This window comes from Cryobacterium sp. SO2 (genome assembly GCF_026151165.2).
GTDB lineage: Bacteria > Actinomycetota > Actinomycetes > Actinomycetales > Microbacteriaceae > Cryobacterium.
The window spans coordinates 2,305,951-2,320,797 of sequence record NZ_CP117849.1; the positions used below are offsets into that span (position 1 = coordinate 2,305,951).

Sequence of the window (14,847 nt, forward strand, 5' to 3'; positions counted from 1 at the left end):
GAAAACCCCGAGTTTTCGGGGCCGAACTCACGGCTCGCGAGAGGTGACGGGCGGTTAGGCCTGCAGGCTCCAGGGCTTGCGGCGCACGAGGATGTGTCCGCGAGAGGTGCTCAGGCGGGTCCAGGGACCGGTCTCGAAGAGCTGCACCGGCTCATCGGCCGACAGGAAGCCGAGGCTCACCGCGGCGAAGCCCGCGCCGGACGGCACGAAGTCGAGCGCGTCGATCGGCCGGCCCCAGACCTCGGAGCGCACCCGCTGCACGATCTGCTCGCCCGTACCCGTGGGAATGACCGATGCGACCTCGGCGATACCCGCGTGCGCTGCCGCCTCGAGCACCGCGGCAGGAGCGCTGCCCTGCGGCTTCCAGCCGCCCCGTGGCGGCGTGATGCCCGCCCAGGTGACCGAGGACACCTGCAGCGGAACGGTCACCGTCACAGGCGCCTCCACATCGGTCACGGCCGCCTCGAGGCGCAGCAGCCGATCGAGAAGCGACCGCACCGGAACGACGACATCGAGCTCAACCGGTTCGGTGAGCGCGAAGGTGCGCAGCCCGAGCACGGTGGGGCTCGAGTCCAGCAGACCACGCGGGTACAGGATCGCGGTGTACACCGCCAGGACCCCCGCGGCGGACACGAGCCGCACCGACCCGTCCTCCACCCTGCTGGCACGCGAAAGGTATACCTGAAGGTCACCGAGGGACAGGGAATCTGAGAGGGAAAATGACTGGCTCATCTGCTGTCTAAACTACCAAGGTACGTCGGCGTCTCCGGACCCGAGCTCGAACAAGGAGGCAGCATGCACGCACCGCTGGAGGGTCTTCTGGCCGCTCTCGACCTGACCGACACCGGAGCCCGCACGAGCGAGGACATCTTCACGGGTCCGTCCCAGTGGATGCCGCAGGGCCGCGTCTTCGGCGGACAGGTGCTCGCCCAGTCCCTCGTCGCCGCGATGCGCACCGTGCCCGACGAACGGCATGTGCACTCGATGCACGGCTACTTCCTGCGCCCTGGCGACATCAACCATCCCATCACGTTCTCGGTCGACCGCATCCACGACGGCCGCTCGTTCTCCACCCGCCGCACCCAGGCCTACCAGAACGGCGTGCCGATCCTGTCGATGATCGCCTCGTTCCAGGACGACGACGAAGGCCTCGAGCACCACCTGGAGATGCCCGCTGACCTGCCCGACCCCGAGTCGCTGCCGACCACAGCCGACACCCTCGGCCACATCGACCACGACTTCGCGCGCGCCTGGGCCAACGACCGGCCGTTCGACATGCGGCACGTGCCCTCGTCGATCTATCTCACCGTGGACGGCGAGCACACCAGCAAGCAGATGATCTGGATGAAGACCTTCGAGCCCATCCCCGACGACCCCGACCTGCACCGCGCCGCGCTGGCCTATGTGAGCGATTACTCGATCATGGAGCCGGTGATGCGACGGCACGGCCTGGCCTGGGCCACCCCCGGGCTCAAGGTCGCCAGCCTCGACCACGCCATGTGGTGGCACCGGTTCGGCCGGGTCGACGAGTGGATGCTCTACGTGCAGGACTCTCCCTCTGCCCAGGGCGGCCGCGGGCTCTCCACCGGCAGCATCTACAGCCGCGAGGGCCTGTTGCTGGCCACAGTGGCCCAGGAGGGCATGGTGCGGGTTCCCAAGCCCAGAGACTAGGCTCTCGCTGCACTCACTGTCGCTGCACTGCATCTCGCTGCACTGCATCTCGCTGCACGCCACCTCGTCATCCTCACCTGCTCCGGGAGCATCATGACCGACTCACCCGCCCTCACCCGTCGCACCCTGCTGGTCGCCGGGAGCGCCGGCACTGCCCTCGCGCTGGCCGCCTGCGCCCCGAATACCTCGAGCAGCGGCTCCGGCACCGGAGGCGATTCCGGCACCACCACGCCCACCGAGGTCGCGCGTCTGTCGGATGTGCCGGTCGGCGGCGCCGTCGCGGTGATGTTCGACGGCGCGCAGATCATCGTGTCCCAGCCCACCGCCGGCGAGGTCGTGGCCTTCAGTGCCATCTGTACCCACCAGGGCTGCATCGTGCAGCCGGAGAAGACGGGCCTGAACTGCCCGTGCCACCAGTCGCTCTTCGACACCGCGACCGGCGCCGTGCTCCAGGGCCCGGCCACCGAACCTCTCCCACCCGTGGCGGTCACCCTCGACGGTGACAAAGTCCTAGCGGGCTAACGCACACCCTCAAGCACGCGAGCCGTGAGTTGGGCCCCGAAAACCGGAGGTTTTCGGGGCCCAACTCACGGCTCGCGGAAGTGGGGGCGGGCTATTTGCGGGAGAAGAGCAGGGGCGCACCGAGGTAGGGGGTCCAGGCTGTGCGCTCGACCTCGTTGATCTTGCGAGGGCGGCCGCTCGCCGCATCCACCAGCACGATCGTGGTACTCGCCCTGGCGAACACCTGCGCCGGTTCCTGCCCGGCCGGGCTCCACACCTCGTAGCAGACGTCGAGGCTGGCCCCGCCGAGTTTGCCGATCCACAGCTGGATGTCGATGGGCGCGCGCAGGTACGGGATCGGTGCGAGGTACTCGATCTCCAGGCGCGCGATCAGCGTGAGCGTCGCGGCCCCTGGCCGGCCGTCGAGCACAGCGGTGCTCTCGCCGGTACCGGGCAGGTCCCCGCCCGGCTCGTCGTTCGACCAGAACGCCTGGATGCGCGCCTCCTCGAGGAGGCGCAGCATCTCGGCGTTGTTGACGTGGGCATACGCGTCGAGATCCGACCAGCGCAGCCGGATGGGAACGTGCAGCCGCATGGGTGACTAGTCCCTGGTGAGCTTGCGGTACGCGGACCGGTGCGGCTTGGCCGCATCCGGGCCGAGCCGCTCGATCTTGTTCTGCTCGTAGGACTCGAAGTTGCCCTCGAACCAGTACCAGTTGCCCGGGTCCTCCGCCGTGCCCTCATACGAGAGGATGTGCGTGGCGATGCGGTCGAGGAACCACCGGTCGTGGGTGATGACCACGGCGCAACCGGGGAATTCGAGCAGCGCGTTCTCGAGCGAACCGAGCGTCTCGACGTCCAGGTCGTTTGTCGGTTCGTCGAGCAGCAACAGGTTGCCGCCCTGCTTGAGCGTGAGGGCCAGGTTCAGGCGGTTCCGCTCACCACCGGAGAGCACACCGGCCTTCTTCTGCTGGTCGGGGCCCTTGAAGCCGAAGGTGGACACGTAGGCGCGCGAAGGCACCTCGGTCTTGCCGACCTGGATGTAATCCTGGCCGTCGGAGACGACCTCCCAGAGCGACTTGTTCGGGTCGATGCCGCCACGGGTCTGGTCGACATAGGAGATGTCGACGGTCTCGCCGATCTTGAGGTCACCGGCATCCAGCGGCTCGAGGCCCACGATGGTCTTGAACAGCGTGGTCTTACCCACACCGTTCGGGCCGATCACGCCGACGATGCCGTTGCGCGGCAGCGTGAACGAGAGGTCCTCGACGAGCACACGGTCGCCGAAGCCCTTCTTGAGCTTCTTGGCGTCGATGACCTGCGCGCCCAGGCGCGGGCCCACGGGGATCTGGATGTCTTCGAAGTCGAGCTTGCGTCCACGCTCGGCCTCGTTCACCATCTCCTCGTAGCGGGCCAGACGGGCCTTCGACTTGGCCTGACGGCCCTTGGCGTTGGACCGCACCCAGTCGAGTTCCTCGGCGAGGCGCTTGGAGAGCTTGGCGTCCTTCTTGCCCTGCACCTGCAGACGTTCCTGCTTCTTCTCCAGGTAGGTGGAGTAGTTGCCCTCGTACGGGTACAGGTGTCCGCGGTCGATCTCGGCGATCCACTCGGCCACGTGGTCGAGGAAGTACCGGTCGTGGGTGACGGCGAGCACGGCACCGGGGTACTTGGCGAGGTGCTGCTCGAGCCAGAGCACGCTTTCGGCGTCGAGGTGGTTAGTGGGCTCATCGAGGAGGAGCAGGTCGGGCTTCTGCAGCAACAGCTTGCACAGGGCAACACGGCGCTTCTCACCACCGGACAGGTCGACAACCGAGTAGTCGCCCGGCGGGGTGCGCAGCGCATCCATCGCCTGCTCCAGCTGAGAGTCGAGGTCCCAGGCGTCGGCGGCGTCGATCTCCTCCTGGAGGGTGCCCATCTCTTCGAGCAGCGTGTCGAAGTCCGCGTCGGGCTCGGCCAGCGCGGCGCTGATCTCGTTGAACCTGTCGACCTTGGCCTTGATCGGGCCGACGCCTTCCTGCACGTTCTCGAGCACGGTCTTGCTCTCGTCCAGCTGCGGCTCCTGCATCAGGATGCCCACGGTGTATCCGGGCGAGAGCCTGGCCTCACCGTTGCTGGGGGTGTCGAGCCCGGCCATGATCTTGAGGATCGTGGACTTACCGGCGCCGTTGGGCCCCACCACGCCGATCTTGGCTCCGGGGAAGAACGACATTGTGACGTCGTCGAGGATGAGCTTGTCGCCAATGGCCTTGCGCGCACGCACCATCGAGTAAATGAATTCAGCCATAGTGTTTACCAGTCTATTTGGCGCGTGGCTCCGACGAGACACGTTCCGGTTGCGAGCATGGGGGCGACGACGCTGTGAAAGCCGCCGGAGGACGGTCCGTTCTGGCCGACCAGGCACTCCGCGTTGAACTTCACGGCGAACTGGATGGAGTCGGCGGGCTTGCCCATGGTGGTCGTGTCTGCGGTGACTTCCAGGTGGTCCTTCTCGAAACCGGCAGCCACGAGGGCGTCGATGAGCGTCCGGCCGGGCGGGTTCGCCTCCGTCGCCAGTGTCGCGGTGATCACCGAATCGAAGTAGGGCAGGTTGTCGGTGGCGGTGCCAGTGGGCAGGAGCACCGGCGCGGCCGGTTCGGTGGGACTGGGTGCGGCCTCTGATGCGCTCGGCTCGGTGGTGCTGGCCGCCGTGCTGGGAGCAGGGGTGGCCGCCGTGCCGGCACAGCCGGCCAGGGCGAGGACCACGATCAGGCAGGCAGCCCCGGTCGCGGCCCAACGGGGACGTCCGGTCTGTCCGGTGAAAATGCGAGCCACGCGTCGTCCTCCCCCGCGGCCGCGCGCTGCGACCGAGAAGTCGAGTCTAGGCGGACTGTGTTTCCGGTTCGCTCTGAGCGGCCAGGGCGACGGCCGGCGCGGGCTGCTCACCGGCGGAGTGCTCAGCAGCAGGCTGCTCGACACCGCGCTGCTCGACACTGGGCTGCTCGACACCGGGCTGCTCGACACCGGGCTGTTCGACGGCCGAGGGCGGTGCGCTGCGCACGAGCGCCGTGGTTCCCCAGGCCAGATCGTGGCCGACGGCGTCGGCCTCCACTTCCACCGATGTGCCGGAGCGATCCTGGTTCTCCCAGTCCCGGATGCGCAACCGCCCGGTCACGAGCACATGCTCGCCCTTCTTCACCGAAGCCTCCACATTGTGCGCGAGCTGCCGGAAGCACGACACCGTGTACCAATTGGTGTCTGCGTCCACCCAGCTGTTCCGCACCCTGTCGAAACGGCGCTGGCGGCAGGCCAGCCGGAACGAGGCGATAGCCAGGCCGGAACTGGTGACGAGATGGCGCGGCGTAGTGGCCACGATGCCGGTGAGGGCGATGGTGTCGGTCACGGGATTCTCCTAGGCGGCACAAGGCTATGGCGGGCGGGCTGTGGCAGTCGGGCGGCACGCGCGACCCCGGGCCAGTCCTCGTGCCGGGTTCGTGTCCCGGGGCCGCGCTCTACCCAGACTCCCCTCGCCGTCGGCCGTCGTGCACGCGGCCTCCCCAGGTGTGCACAATCCGCCCCGCGCACCCCTGGGGAGGAGCACCGCTGGCGTAGCCGCGGATCTAGAGTGACTTCATGACCTTCGCTGCTGCAGAGAACCGTTATTCCGACATGCCGTACCGCCGAACCGGGCAGAGTGGCCTGAAACTCCCCGCGCTCTCCTTAGGGCTGTGGCACAATTTCGGCCACGAACGCCCCATCGACACCCAGCGCGGTATCCTGCGCCGGGCCTTCGACCTGGGTGTGACCCACTTCGACCTGGCCAACAATTACGGCCCGCCTCCCGGCTCGGCCGAGACCAACTTCGGCCGCATCTTCGCGGAGGACTTCCGCCCGTACCGCGACGAGATGATCATCTCCAGCAAGGCCGGCTACGACATGTGGGCAGGCCCATACGGCGACTTCGGCTCGCGCAAGTACCTGCTGTCGTCGCTGGATGCGAGCCTGGGTCGTCTGGGGCTGGACTATGTCGACATCTTCTACTCCCACCGCCCGGACCCTGAGACGCCCATCGAGGAGACCATGGGCGCCCTGGCCACGGCCGTGCAGTCCGGCAAGGCGCTCTACGCCGGCATCTCCAACTACAGCCCGGAGCAGACCGTCGCCGCCTACGCCGCCCTGGCCGAGCACAAGATCCCCCTGCTGATCCACCAGCCTCGCTACTCCATGTTCGACCGCCACATCGAGGACGGCCTGTTCCCGGTGCTCGACCAGCTCGGCATGGGCAGCATCGTGTTCTCCCCCCTCGCCCAGGGCCTGCTCACCGACCGCTACCTCGGCGGCTCCGTTCCGGCCGACTCCCGGGTGGCCACGAGCCGGTTCCTGAACGAGACCTCGCTCAGCGAGACCTATCTCGAGCGCGCCCGTGCCCTGAACAGCATCGCCGCGGACCGTGGCCAGACCCTCGCCCAGCTCGCCGTCACCTGGATCCTGCGCCAGCCGCAGGTGACCAGCGTGCTGGTGGGGGCCAGCAGCATCGGCCAGCTCGAGCAGACCGTCGCCGCTCTCGAGGCGCCGGCTCTCGATGCCGACGAGATCGCGAGCATCGAGCCGTACGCCGTGCACGGCACCGGCATGAACTGAACCCTGTCCCGACTGCCCGGCCTGCCGGCCGAGCCCGCCACCCGCGACCAGACCGGTCGCGGGTGGCGTCGTTAATGTGCCGGCAGGCTGCGTGCCGGCACCGGCACGGCGGATGTCGGTGGTCGGCTCTAGCCTGGCGTCATCCTCAATCCGGCCCCGCCGACACTTGGAGCACACCGTGATCACCCTGACTGCGCAGCCCCGCCCCACCACCATCGCCCATGCCGTCGGCCGCAGCAGCGGGCCCACCCTCGTCGCCGTCCGCGACGGCCTCTGGCGGGTGGTGGACCGCACCGGCGCGGTCCTCGGCCACATCGAACGCCAGGCGCAGGACGACGGCGACCGGTACCTCGCCCGTCGGATCGTGATGTCCACCAGACGCATCGAGCTCGGCGCCTTCTGGCGCATGGACGACGCCGCGGACTGCTTCCGCTGAGCCTCCGGCGGATGCCCGGGCGCGGGAACCCGGGCCGGGTCCCCTGGCGCCGCTACGCTGAAACGATGCTGCCCCAGCCCACTGCCCCGTCATCCGGCCCGCGCTCCTCCGGCCCGGCCGCGGCCGGACCGGTCCGCGACGCCTGGACCGGTGTGCGCTTCCTCGGCCGCGGCTTCGGCATGTGGGTGACCTCGCCACGGCTGATGCTGCTCGGCGCCATCCCCGCCCTCCTCGTGGGCATCGTGTACCTGGCCGGCATTGTGATCCTGATCGTGAATCTCGACGGCATCGTGGTGTGGGCGACCCCGTTCGCCACCGGCTGGGCGGAGCCCCTGCTGGTGAGCACCAGGGTGGCCGCAGCCCTGGTCTTCGTGATCGTGGCCGCCCTCTTCGCGGTCTACACCTTCACGGCCGTCACCCTCGTGGTCGGCGACCCGTTCTACGAGCGCATCTGGCGTGAGGTCGAGACGAGGTTGGGCGATGCGCCGGCCGAGGTGAAGCAGAGTCTGCTGGGTGCGGTCGGCCGCGGCATCATCGACGGCATCCGGCTTCTCGTCCCGGCCGTCGGTGTGGGCATCCTGCTGCTGGCCTGCGGGTTCATCCCGCTCGTCGGTCCGCTCGCGGTGGCTGTCGTCGGCGCCCTGTTCGGCGGCTGGCTTCTGGTCGTCGAGCTCACCGGCTTCGCCTTCGACGCCCGCGGGTTCAGCCTCAACGAACGGCGCCGCGCGCTGCGTTCCCGCCGCGCCGTCGCCCTGGGATTCGGGGCGGCGTCCTACCTGGTCTTCCTGGTGCCGTTCGCGGCCATCGTCGCGATGCCCTCGGCCGTGGCCGGTGCCGCGATGCTCAGCCGCGACACCGTGGACAGGCTCGCGCTTCCCGCCACGGACTGAGGCGCTCGCGAGCGGTTTGAGCTGGTTATCCGGCCACGCCGCCACGGCTACCGCCGAACAGGTCCCCTGGGAGGTAGCCTTCCGCACATGCAGTGGTGGAATGATTTCGTAACCTGGCTCTCAGCGACCAGGAACCAGCCCGTGATTTTCAGCGCCGTGGTGCTGATCGTCGCCATTATCGTGGCCAGCCTGCTGGCAGCGTGGATCGCCAAGAGCGCCATCAAGCGCCTCCTGGACCAGCACGACCGTGAGCTGAGGGCCGCGGCCATCGGCACCATCGTCGACGCCGCGACCGAGGCATCCGTGTGGAACTCGCTCACGCCGCAGGAACAGGTGATGAACGACCGTGCCGTGGGCATGGCCGACATCCAGGTGCGACTGCTGCCGGTGAAGGGCTCCAGCATTGCCGCCGACTGGGCAGCGCATCAGCTCGCCGAGCTCAAGCGCACCTCCGCCACCTTCGGATACCAGCTCGAGCCGGCTCTCGTCGAGTTCCGCGACCGCCTGATCGAGTGGCAGACCAAGCCGTCCCGCGCTCGCAAGATCTTCCAGGCCGACATCGAGCGCTGGAAAGCCCAGAACTCGTCGACGGAGAAGAATCTCATCGCCGACCAGGATGCCTGGGTGGCCCAGCAGCACCACGACCAGTTCGCCGCACCGACCGCGGCTCCCGCCGCACAGCCGATCGGATACGTGCCCGCCGCGCCTGCGCCGGAGACCCAGCGCCTCCTCGACGACGTTCAGGCTCTCGAAGTGCGCCCCGCGCCGCTGCCGAACCCGTAACGTCCCCCACCGTCAAACGCCGGTCCGCTCTCGAGCGGGCCGGCGTTTCTCGTGCCCACGGGCTCCCGGCGCACAGACCGCGATCACCCTGGTCACCTGGTTTCCGACGATGCCCGCGGGCTCGCTCCAGGGCCTCGTTCTGGAAACCGACGACCTCGACGGCGACGTGGCGCGCCTGGCCACGGCGGGGATCATCAGCGCACACGGCAGCGAGACCGCGCCGTGGGCACGATTCGCCCAGATCACGGATCCCGACGGCAACGGCCTCGTTCTGCAGGAGACTGCCCCGCAACCCTGAGCTCAGCGCCCGCCGCTTCGGCTGCCGACTCCGGCTATTTCCACCAGTCGTCGAAGAGGGATGCCGGCACCTGACGCTTGTGCTCCGTGCTCAGGTAGCGGCGCTCGATCGCCATCGCGATGTCGTCGTCGACCGGCTTGCCCTCGAGGAAGTCGTCGATGTGCTCGTACTGCATGCCGAGGTTGGCCTCGTCGGTCTGGCCAGGGTTGTCGTCCAGCAGATCGGCAGTCGGAGCCTTGAGGTAGAGGTGCTCCGGGGCGCCCAGCGCCATCAGCAACGCCCGGCCCTGCCGCTTGGTGAGACCCGTCAGGGGCAGCAGGTCCGCACCTCCGTCGCCGTATTTCGTGAAGAACCCGGTCACCGCCTCCGCGGCGTGATCGGTGCCCACCACCAGCAGCCCCTGGGCGCCGGCGATGGCATACTGCGCGATCATGCGGGCGCGCGCCTTGACGTTTCCCTTGTCGAAGTCGGGCAGCGCCGCCCCGGTGCTGTCGGCGAATTCGGCTTCGAAACCGTCCACCGCACGCTGGATATTGAAGGTGAGGTTCGACTGCGGCGCGATGAACTCCAACGCCAGCTGCGCGTCATCCTCGTCGCGTTGCACGGCATACGGCAGGCGCACCGGCACGAACCGCAGGGTGTGGCCCTCGACGGTGAGTTCCTCGATCGCGAGCTGGCAGAGCCGGCCGGCCAGCGACGAGTCCTGTCCGCCGCTGATCCCCAGGATCAGGCCCTTGGCGCCGCTGGCGAGCAGGTAGTCCTTGAGGAAGTCGACGCGGCGGCGGATCTCAGCGGCCGGGTCGATGGACGGTGTGACGTGCAGTTCCGCGATGATTCGCGCCTGGAGTTCTCGCATGGGAAGAATCTACCAAGTCATCGCCGTGCGGGCGCTGCACATCCGCCCGGTCACACGGCGACGCATTGGCGCGGGCACCGGCGGCCCAGTCGTAGCGTCGAGAGTGCCTCCCGCACGACGCGGGGCGCAGGACGAATGGGGATTCGGCATGCTCGTCACAGGACTGCTCATAGGGATAGCCCTCGGTTTTGTCATGCAGCGGGGCCGTTTCTGTGTCACCGGCGCCTTCAGAGACGTCTGGGTCACCGGGAGCACGAGGTGGCTCACGGCTTTCCTCATCGTCATCGCGGTGCAGAGCGTCGGCGTGTTCACCCTCGACGAGCTCGGCGTCATCTCCCTCTCGACGAGCCCGTTCCCGTGGCTGGCTACGATCGGCGGCGCGTTCATCTTCGGCTTCGCCATCGTGCTGGCCGGCGGATGCGCCACCGGCACGTATTACCGGGCCGGCGAGGGCCTCGTCGGCAGCTGGCTCGCCCTGATCTTCTACGCCTTGTTCTCGGCGGTCTCCAAGACCGGCGCCCTGGCCCCCGCCGTCACAGCTCTTCGCTCGGTCACCGTCGAGGCGTCCACCGTGCACGGTGTCCTGGGCGTGTCGCCGTGGCTGCTCGTGGTGGTGCTCGGTGTCGGCGTCGCCGCGCTCGTGCGGCACCACCTGCGCCGCCGTCCCGCAACACCGGTCGCGACCCTGCCCGCCCGCAAGCACGGCATCACGCACCTGCTGTTCGAGAAGCAGTGGGGCGCCTTCAGCACGGCGCTGGTCATCGGGGTGCTGGCCATCCTGGCCTGGCCGCTCAGCTGGGCGACCGGCCGCGAGGCCGGGCTGGGCATCACCGGCCCTTCCTCGAACATCGTCAACTACCTCGTCGCCGGCGACGCCGAAGTGATCGACTGGGGCGTGTACCTCGTCATCGGCATACTGCTCGGCGCCTTCATCGCCGCGAAGTGCAGCGGCGAGTTCCGCATCCGCATCCCCGATGCCGTCACCACCGTGCGCAGCATCGGCGGCGGCGCGCTGATGGGCATCGGTGCCAGCCTCGCCGGCGGTTGCACCATCGGCAACGCCATGGTCAACACCGCCACCTTCCAGCTGCAGGGCTGGGTGGCCTTCGGTTTCATGATCGTGGGCGTCGGCGCCGCGACCCGACTGTTGATCACCGGGCCGTCCAAGGCCAGGAGCCGGCTGGCGGCCACAGCAGCATCCGCTGGCCCGACACCCGAACGCACCACGGTGCGCTCGTAAACGTCCCACCGCCGCCGCATAACGCAACTCTCGCCATCGCAGCACCCATCAGCAAGGAGACCCCACCATGGCCCAGCACATCCTCGAAACCGACGGCCAGGTCTGCCCGTTCCCCCTCGTCGAGGCCAAGGAGGCCATCGCCCAGCTGGCGATCGGCGACGAGCTGGTGATCAACTTCGACTGCACGCAGGCAACGGATGCGCTGCCCAGGTGGGCGGCAGAAGCGGGCTACCCCGTGACCAACTTCGACAGAGTGGGTAGCGCGGCCTGGACCATCACGCTGCAGAAGGCCTGAGGCCCGCCAGACAAAAAACAACCCCGCCGGGTTCCCCCGGCGGGGTTGTGCTGTGCCCCCGGCAGGATTCGAACCTGCGACAAAGAGATTAGAAGGCTCCTGCTCTATCCCCTGAGCTACGGGGGCGGATAGCGATTCAACGATACCGTAGTCGGGCGGCCGGGCTCGGCGGCACCCCCACTGGGAGGTTCAGAGCCGGGCTCTACAGGGCCTTCGCGGTGGCCACGAGCACCTGGGCGAGGGTGGGTACGCCGGCCGCCCGGAAGACCTCGTCGCCGGCCGCGTTCCGCACGATGATCGTGGGGGTGTTGCGGATTCCGGCCGCCTCGGCCTCGGCGTTGTCGTGCGCCACATCGAACTCGCGCACCGTGGCTGCGGGCACCAGGCGTTCGACCTCGGCGAGGATCGCCCGGGTTTGCAGGCACGGTTCACAGAACGCCGATGAGAAGAAGACCAGTTCCATGCCGGCTCCTACCCGTTCACGAGGGCGATCACGGCGACGACCGCGGAGACGGCGGCCAGCAGCAGCGACACCCCGACCAGCACGGCGTGCACGATCAGGAACGGTGTGGGCTTGCCCGCGGCGTCCCTGGCACGGGCATCCTGGCTGACCCGCTTGTAGAAGCGCGGCCAGACCACGACGTTCCAGACGGCGTTGAGCAGGAGCAGGATGGCGAGTGTCGTAAGCATCACAGCAAGTCTACGAGCGAACCGGCCGGGTGAGCTGTCTGGACCCACCGCTAGACTCGCCCCATGACAAACAGCAGTGACCGGTTGGTATGGATCGACTGTGAGATGACCGGGCTCGACCTGAACAGCGACGAATTGGTTGAGATCGCGGTGGTCATCACCGACTTCGACCTCAACATCCTCGACCCAGGCCTCGACATCGTGATCAAGCCCGATTCCTCCGCCCTCGAGAACATGGGCGACTTCGTGCGCAACATGCACACCTCGTCGGGCCTGATCGAGGAGATCCCGAACGGCGTGAGCGTCGCCGATGCCGAGTACCAGGTACTCGAGTACCTGCTCAAGTTCGTTCCAGAGGACCAGCACGCCCCCCTGGCCGGCAACTCCATCGGCACGGACCGGGCCTTCCTGACCCGGTACATGCCGCGCCTGGACAAGCAGCTGCATTACCGCAACGTCGACGTCTCGTCGATCAAGGAACTCGCCCACCGCTGGTTCCCGCGCGCGTACTTCAACGCCCCGGCGAAGGACGGCGGTCACCGCGCCCTGGCCGACATCCTGGAGTCGATCCGGGAGCTCGCGTACTACCGCAAGAGCGTCTTCGTGGCCGACCCCGGACCCACGAGCGCCGAAGCAAAATCGCACGCGGCGGCCGTAGTGAACAACTTCACCTCAAACGTGTAATAGAATTCTTGAGTTGCCTTCGCTCGTCAGAGTGAAGCGGCACATGGTGGGTATAGCTCAGCTGGTAGAGCGCCTGGTTGTGGTCCAGGAGGTCGCGGGTTCAAGCCCCGTTACTCACCCCAATGAACGAAAGTCCCCGTCTCGACAGAGACGGGGACTTTCCGCTTTAACCCGTGTCATGCTGAACGGATGCTCTCGCTCAACCACGACGACTTCGAACGGCTCGTCATTGATCAACTCGACCTCCTGCCTGACGACATGGTCGACGGCCTCGACAACGTGATCTTCGTGGTCGAGGATCGTCCGGAGGACGGCAGCCTGGACACTCTCGGCCTCTACGACGGTGTCGCGCTCACCGAACGGGGCCAGTACGGCTTCGGTGAGATGCCCGACCGCATCGTGATCTTTCGGGAGCCGCTGCTCGCGATCGTGGCCGACCTGGACGAGTTGCGGGAGGAAGTGCACGTCACCCTGGTGCACGAGATCGCCCATTTCTACGGGATTGACGACGACAGGCTGCACGAGCTGGGCTGGGCCTGACGCACGTCGGCTACCCTGAACCATGAGTAGATTTCGACCTGGCCGTCTGATCGGAATCCTGGTGGGAACCCTCGTCATCCTTGCGATCGGCGTCTACGGTCCCGCAACACTGCTCGGCCCGCTTCCTGCCGCCCAGGTCTCAGTGACCACACCGGATGCGCCGGTGACGGCCTCCACACCGGTGCTGCCTGCGGCCGGAACGAGCGGAATCCTCGCGATCACCCCGCTGGCTGCCGCCGACGACGCCGCGGCCGACGACACCGCCTCGACGGACGCTGACGCTGACGCATCCCTCGGCGTCGACCCGATCGCAACCGGCGGCGGCAGCGATCCGCTGCCGATGGCATCCGCGGCCAAGATCATCACCGCACTCGTGGTCCTCGACGCCAAGCCCCTCGCCATTGGCGAGCCCGGCCCGGCCTATTCTCTGGTGACCGCCGACTATCAGGACTACCTCAATTACACGGCCGAGGGCGCCCGCACCGTGATCGTGTTCCCCGGCGAGAGCTGGACGCAACGCGAACTGCTGCAGGCCATGATCCTGGGCTCGAGCAACAACCACGCCGATACCCTGGCCCGCTGGGCCTTCGGGTCCGTCGACGCGTACATCACTGCCGCCAACGCCTGGCTGGTGGCGAACGGCATGTCCCACACCCAGGTCGCCGATGCCAACGGGCTCCTCGACGCCAGCGTGGGAACCGGAGCCGACCTGGCCCGGATCGCCGGGCTGGCCGCGACGAACCCCGTGATCGCCGACATCATCGCCAACCCGGCGTCGGCGCTGGTCAACCAGCGCGGCGTCAGCAACACCACCGCCTACCTGCCCGAGCAGGGCATCACCGGCATCTCCCGCAGCTACACCGACGCCGGCGGGGTCTGCTTCCTGTTCACCGCCACCGTGACCGCCGGCGAGAAGACCTTCACCTTCGCCGGCGGGTTCCTCGGCGAACCTGATTACGACACCCTCACCGCCGACCTCACGGCACTGATGGCTTCAGCCACGGCCGGGGTGACCGAGTTGCCGGTGCTGGCCGAGGGCGCCGCCTATGCGACGTTCACAACGGCGTGGGGCGATTCCGCGGATGCCGTCGTCGCCACTCCCCGCACCCGGTTCGGCTGGCAGGCGGTCGCTCCGTCCGATCCGGAGGTCACCCTGGACGCCGTCGCCACCGGACGCGCCGGAAGCAAGGTGGGCCGGGTCACCGTCGACGCGTTCGGTGAGAGCGTCACCTCGACCCTGGAGCTCGACCGCACCCTCACCGACCCCGGACCGGGCTGGCGTCTGCTGCACCCGTTCCCGGTGATCAGCGCCCTCATCGCCGCCCAGTAGATCCGTCGACAAGGCA

The 14,847-nt window shown here is 68.0% G+C and carries 20 protein-coding genes and 2 tRNA genes; 13 read left to right on the top strand and 9 right to left on the bottom strand.

Features of this window, described 5'->3' with window-relative positions:
* Positions 1-54: 54 nt before the first annotated feature.
* Positions 55-642, bottom strand: coding sequence for a hypothetical protein (locus tag BJQ94_RS10630; protein WP_345893437.1), 588 nt, complete (start codon positions 640-642; stop codon positions 55-57).
* Between the two features lie 153 nt (positions 643-795).
* On the opposite strand from BJQ94_RS10630, the gene BJQ94_RS10635 reads away from it, so the two are divergent.
* The gene (locus BJQ94_RS10635) at positions 796-1,671 is read left to right on the top strand and encodes an acyl-CoA thioesterase II (RefSeq protein ID WP_265400306.1); all 876 of its coding nucleotides are present in this window, start codon (positions 796-798) and stop codon (positions 1,669-1,671) included.
* Between the two features lie 93 nt (positions 1,672-1,764).
* On the top strand, positions 1,765-2,193 hold the full coding sequence (locus BJQ94_RS10640; protein WP_265400305.1) for a Rieske (2Fe-2S) protein: 429 nt from the start codon (positions 1,765-1,767) through the stop codon (positions 2,191-2,193).
* Between the two features lie 91 nt (positions 2,194-2,284).
* Here BJQ94_RS10640 and BJQ94_RS10645 read toward each other — a convergent pair whose 3' ends face one another.
* The 4 genes from BJQ94_RS10645 to ssb are packed head-to-tail and all read right to left on the bottom strand — an operon-like array spanning position 2,285 to position 5,551.
* A complete protein-coding gene (locus BJQ94_RS10645; RefSeq protein ID WP_265400304.1) occupies positions 2,285-2,767 on the bottom strand; it encodes a thioesterase family protein in 483 nt (160 codons plus the stop codon).
* A gap of 6 nt (positions 2,768-2,773) precedes the next feature.
* Complete coding sequence (gene ettA, locus BJQ94_RS10650; protein WP_265400303.1) at positions 2,774-4,456, bottom strand: energy-dependent translational throttle protein EttA; 1,683 nt, start codon at positions 4,454-4,456, stop codon at positions 2,774-2,776.
* Between the two features lie 5 nt (positions 4,457-4,461).
* Positions 4,462-4,983: a hypothetical protein gene (locus tag BJQ94_RS10655; RefSeq protein WP_265400302.1), complete on the bottom strand. Its 522-nt coding sequence runs from the start codon at positions 4,981-4,983 to the stop codon at positions 4,462-4,464.
* A gap of 46 nt (positions 4,984-5,029) precedes the next feature.
* A complete protein-coding gene (gene ssb, locus BJQ94_RS10660) occupies positions 5,030-5,551 on the bottom strand; it encodes a single-stranded DNA-binding protein (RefSeq protein WP_265400301.1) in 522 nt (173 codons plus the stop codon).
* A 230-nt stretch (positions 5,552-5,781) separates the two neighbouring features.
* Between ssb and BJQ94_RS10665 the strand changes: the two genes are divergently transcribed.
* The 5 genes from BJQ94_RS10665 to BJQ94_RS10685 all read left to right on the top strand — a co-directional run bounded on the left by BJQ94_RS10665 (position 5,782) and on the right by BJQ94_RS10685 (position 9,196).
* Positions 5,782-6,789, top strand: coding sequence for an aldo/keto reductase (locus BJQ94_RS10665; RefSeq protein ID WP_265400300.1), 1,008 nt, complete (start codon positions 5,782-5,784; stop codon positions 6,787-6,789).
* 178 nt (positions 6,790-6,967) lie between these two features.
* Complete coding sequence (locus BJQ94_RS10670; protein WP_265400299.1) at positions 6,968-7,225, top strand: hypothetical protein; 258 nt, start codon at positions 6,968-6,970, stop codon at positions 7,223-7,225.
* Between the two features lie 65 nt (positions 7,226-7,290).
* Complete coding sequence (locus BJQ94_RS10675; RefSeq protein ID WP_265400298.1) at positions 7,291-8,115, top strand: EI24 domain-containing protein; 825 nt, start codon at positions 7,291-7,293, stop codon at positions 8,113-8,115.
* Between the two features lie 141 nt (positions 8,116-8,256).
* Complete coding sequence (locus BJQ94_RS10680; protein ID WP_265400297.1) at positions 8,257-8,898, top strand: hypothetical protein; 642 nt, start codon at positions 8,257-8,259, stop codon at positions 8,896-8,898.
* 109 nt (positions 8,899-9,007) lie between these two features.
* Positions 9,008-9,196 carry a VOC family protein gene (locus BJQ94_RS10685; RefSeq protein WP_265400296.1) on the top strand — a complete coding sequence of 63 codons (189 nt, stop codon included), beginning with the start codon at positions 9,008-9,010 and terminating at the stop codon, positions 9,194-9,196.
* Between the two features lie 34 nt (positions 9,197-9,230).
* Here the strand turns inward: BJQ94_RS10685 and nadE are convergent, their stop codons facing one another.
* Positions 9,231-10,052, bottom strand: coding sequence for an ammonia-dependent NAD(+) synthetase (gene nadE, locus BJQ94_RS10690; RefSeq protein ID WP_265400295.1), 822 nt, complete (start codon positions 10,050-10,052; stop codon positions 9,231-9,233).
* A 148-nt stretch (positions 10,053-10,200) separates the two neighbouring features.
* Between nadE and BJQ94_RS10695 the strand changes: the two genes are divergently transcribed.
* A complete protein-coding gene (locus tag BJQ94_RS10695) occupies positions 10,201-11,292 on the top strand; it encodes a YeeE/YedE family protein (protein ID WP_265400294.1) in 1,092 nt (363 codons plus the stop codon).
* Positions 11,293-11,359: 67 nt separating this feature from the next.
* Positions 11,360-11,587: a sulfurtransferase TusA family protein gene (locus BJQ94_RS10700; RefSeq protein WP_265400293.1), complete on the top strand. Its 228-nt coding sequence runs from the start codon at positions 11,360-11,362 to the stop codon at positions 11,585-11,587.
* Positions 11,588-11,640: 53 nt separating this feature from the next.
* On the opposite strand, the gene BJQ94_RS10705 is transcribed toward BJQ94_RS10700, so the two are convergent.
* The 3 genes from BJQ94_RS10705 to BJQ94_RS10715 all read right to left on the bottom strand — a co-directional run bounded on the left by BJQ94_RS10705 (position 11,641) and on the right by BJQ94_RS10715 (position 12,277).
* Positions 11,641-11,713, bottom strand: a tRNA-Arg gene (locus BJQ94_RS10705).
* Positions 11,714-11,789: 76 nt separating this feature from the next.
* Positions 11,790-12,050: a thioredoxin family protein gene (locus tag BJQ94_RS10710; protein ID WP_265400292.1), complete on the bottom strand. Its 261-nt coding sequence runs from the start codon at positions 12,048-12,050 to the stop codon at positions 11,790-11,792.
* An 8-nt stretch (positions 12,051-12,058) separates the two neighbouring features.
* A complete protein-coding gene (locus BJQ94_RS10715; RefSeq protein ID WP_265400291.1) occupies positions 12,059-12,277 on the bottom strand; it encodes a hypothetical protein in 219 nt (72 codons plus the stop codon).
* A gap of 63 nt (positions 12,278-12,340) precedes the next feature.
* On the opposite strand from BJQ94_RS10715, the gene orn reads away from it, so the two are divergent.
* The 4 genes from orn to BJQ94_RS10735 all read left to right on the top strand — a co-directional run bounded on the left by orn (position 12,341) and on the right by BJQ94_RS10735 (position 14,831).
* Positions 12,341-12,961, top strand: a complete 621-nt coding sequence (orn, locus tag BJQ94_RS10720) for an oligoribonuclease (protein WP_265400290.1) — start codon at positions 12,341-12,343, stop codon at positions 12,959-12,961.
* A 46-nt stretch (positions 12,962-13,007) separates the two neighbouring features.
* A tRNA-His gene (locus BJQ94_RS10725) sits at positions 13,008-13,083 on the top strand.
* A 67-nt stretch (positions 13,084-13,150) separates the two neighbouring features.
* Positions 13,151-13,501 (top strand): metallopeptidase family protein, encoded by a 351-nt coding sequence (locus BJQ94_RS10730; protein WP_265400289.1) that lies wholly within the window; start codon positions 13,151-13,153, stop codon positions 13,499-13,501.
* A 22-nt stretch (positions 13,502-13,523) separates the two neighbouring features.
* Positions 13,524-14,831, top strand: a complete 1,308-nt coding sequence (locus tag BJQ94_RS10735) for a hypothetical protein (protein ID WP_265400288.1) — start codon at positions 13,524-13,526, stop codon at positions 14,829-14,831.
* Positions 14,832-14,847 lie beyond the last annotated feature (16 nt).

Excerpts from the sequence above, each read along its gene's own strand:
- BJQ94_RS10635 (WP_265400306.1), top strand. The coding sequence starts at position 796 with ATGCACGCACCGCTGGAGGGTCTTCTGGCCGCTCTCGACCTGACCGAC.
- BJQ94_RS10640 (WP_265400305.1), top strand. The coding sequence starts at position 1,765 with ATGACCGACTCACCCGCCCTCACCCGTCGCACCCTGCTGGTCGCCGGG.
- BJQ94_RS10645 (WP_265400304.1), bottom strand. The coding sequence starts at position 2,767 with ATGCGGCTGCACGTTCCCATCCGGCTGCGCTGGTCGGATCTCGACGCG.
- ettA (WP_265400303.1), bottom strand. The coding sequence starts at position 4,456 with ATGGCTGAATTCATTTACTCGATGGTGCGTGCGCGCAAGGCCATTGGC.
- BJQ94_RS10665 (WP_265400300.1), top strand. The coding sequence starts at position 5,782 with ATGACCTTCGCTGCTGCAGAGAACCGTTATTCCGACATGCCGTACCGC.
- BJQ94_RS10675 (WP_265400298.1), top strand. The coding sequence starts at position 7,291 with ATGCTGCCCCAGCCCACTGCCCCGTCATCCGGCCCGCGCTCCTCCGGC.
- BJQ94_RS10685 (WP_265400296.1), top strand. The coding sequence starts at position 9,008 with ATGCCCGCGGGCTCGCTCCAGGGCCTCGTTCTGGAAACCGACGACCTC.
- nadE (WP_265400295.1), bottom strand. The coding sequence starts at position 10,052 with ATGCGAGAACTCCAGGCGCGAATCATCGCGGAACTGCACGTCACACCG.
- BJQ94_RS10695 (WP_265400294.1), top strand. The coding sequence starts at position 10,201 with ATGCTCGTCACAGGACTGCTCATAGGGATAGCCCTCGGTTTTGTCATG.
- BJQ94_RS10700 (WP_265400293.1), top strand. The coding sequence starts at position 11,360 with ATGGCCCAGCACATCCTCGAAACCGACGGCCAGGTCTGCCCGTTCCCC.
- BJQ94_RS10710 (WP_265400292.1), bottom strand. The coding sequence starts at position 12,050 with ATGGAACTGGTCTTCTTCTCATCGGCGTTCTGTGAACCGTGCCTGCAA.
- BJQ94_RS10715 (WP_265400291.1), bottom strand. The coding sequence starts at position 12,277 with ATGCTTACGACACTCGCCATCCTGCTCCTGCTCAACGCCGTCTGGAAC.
- orn (WP_265400290.1), top strand. The coding sequence starts at position 12,341 with ATGACAAACAGCAGTGACCGGTTGGTATGGATCGACTGTGAGATGACC.
- BJQ94_RS10730 (WP_265400289.1), top strand. The coding sequence starts at position 13,151 with ATGCTCTCGCTCAACCACGACGACTTCGAACGGCTCGTCATTGATCAA.
- BJQ94_RS10735 (WP_265400288.1), top strand. The coding sequence starts at position 13,524 with ATGAGTAGATTTCGACCTGGCCGTCTGATCGGAATCCTGGTGGGAACC.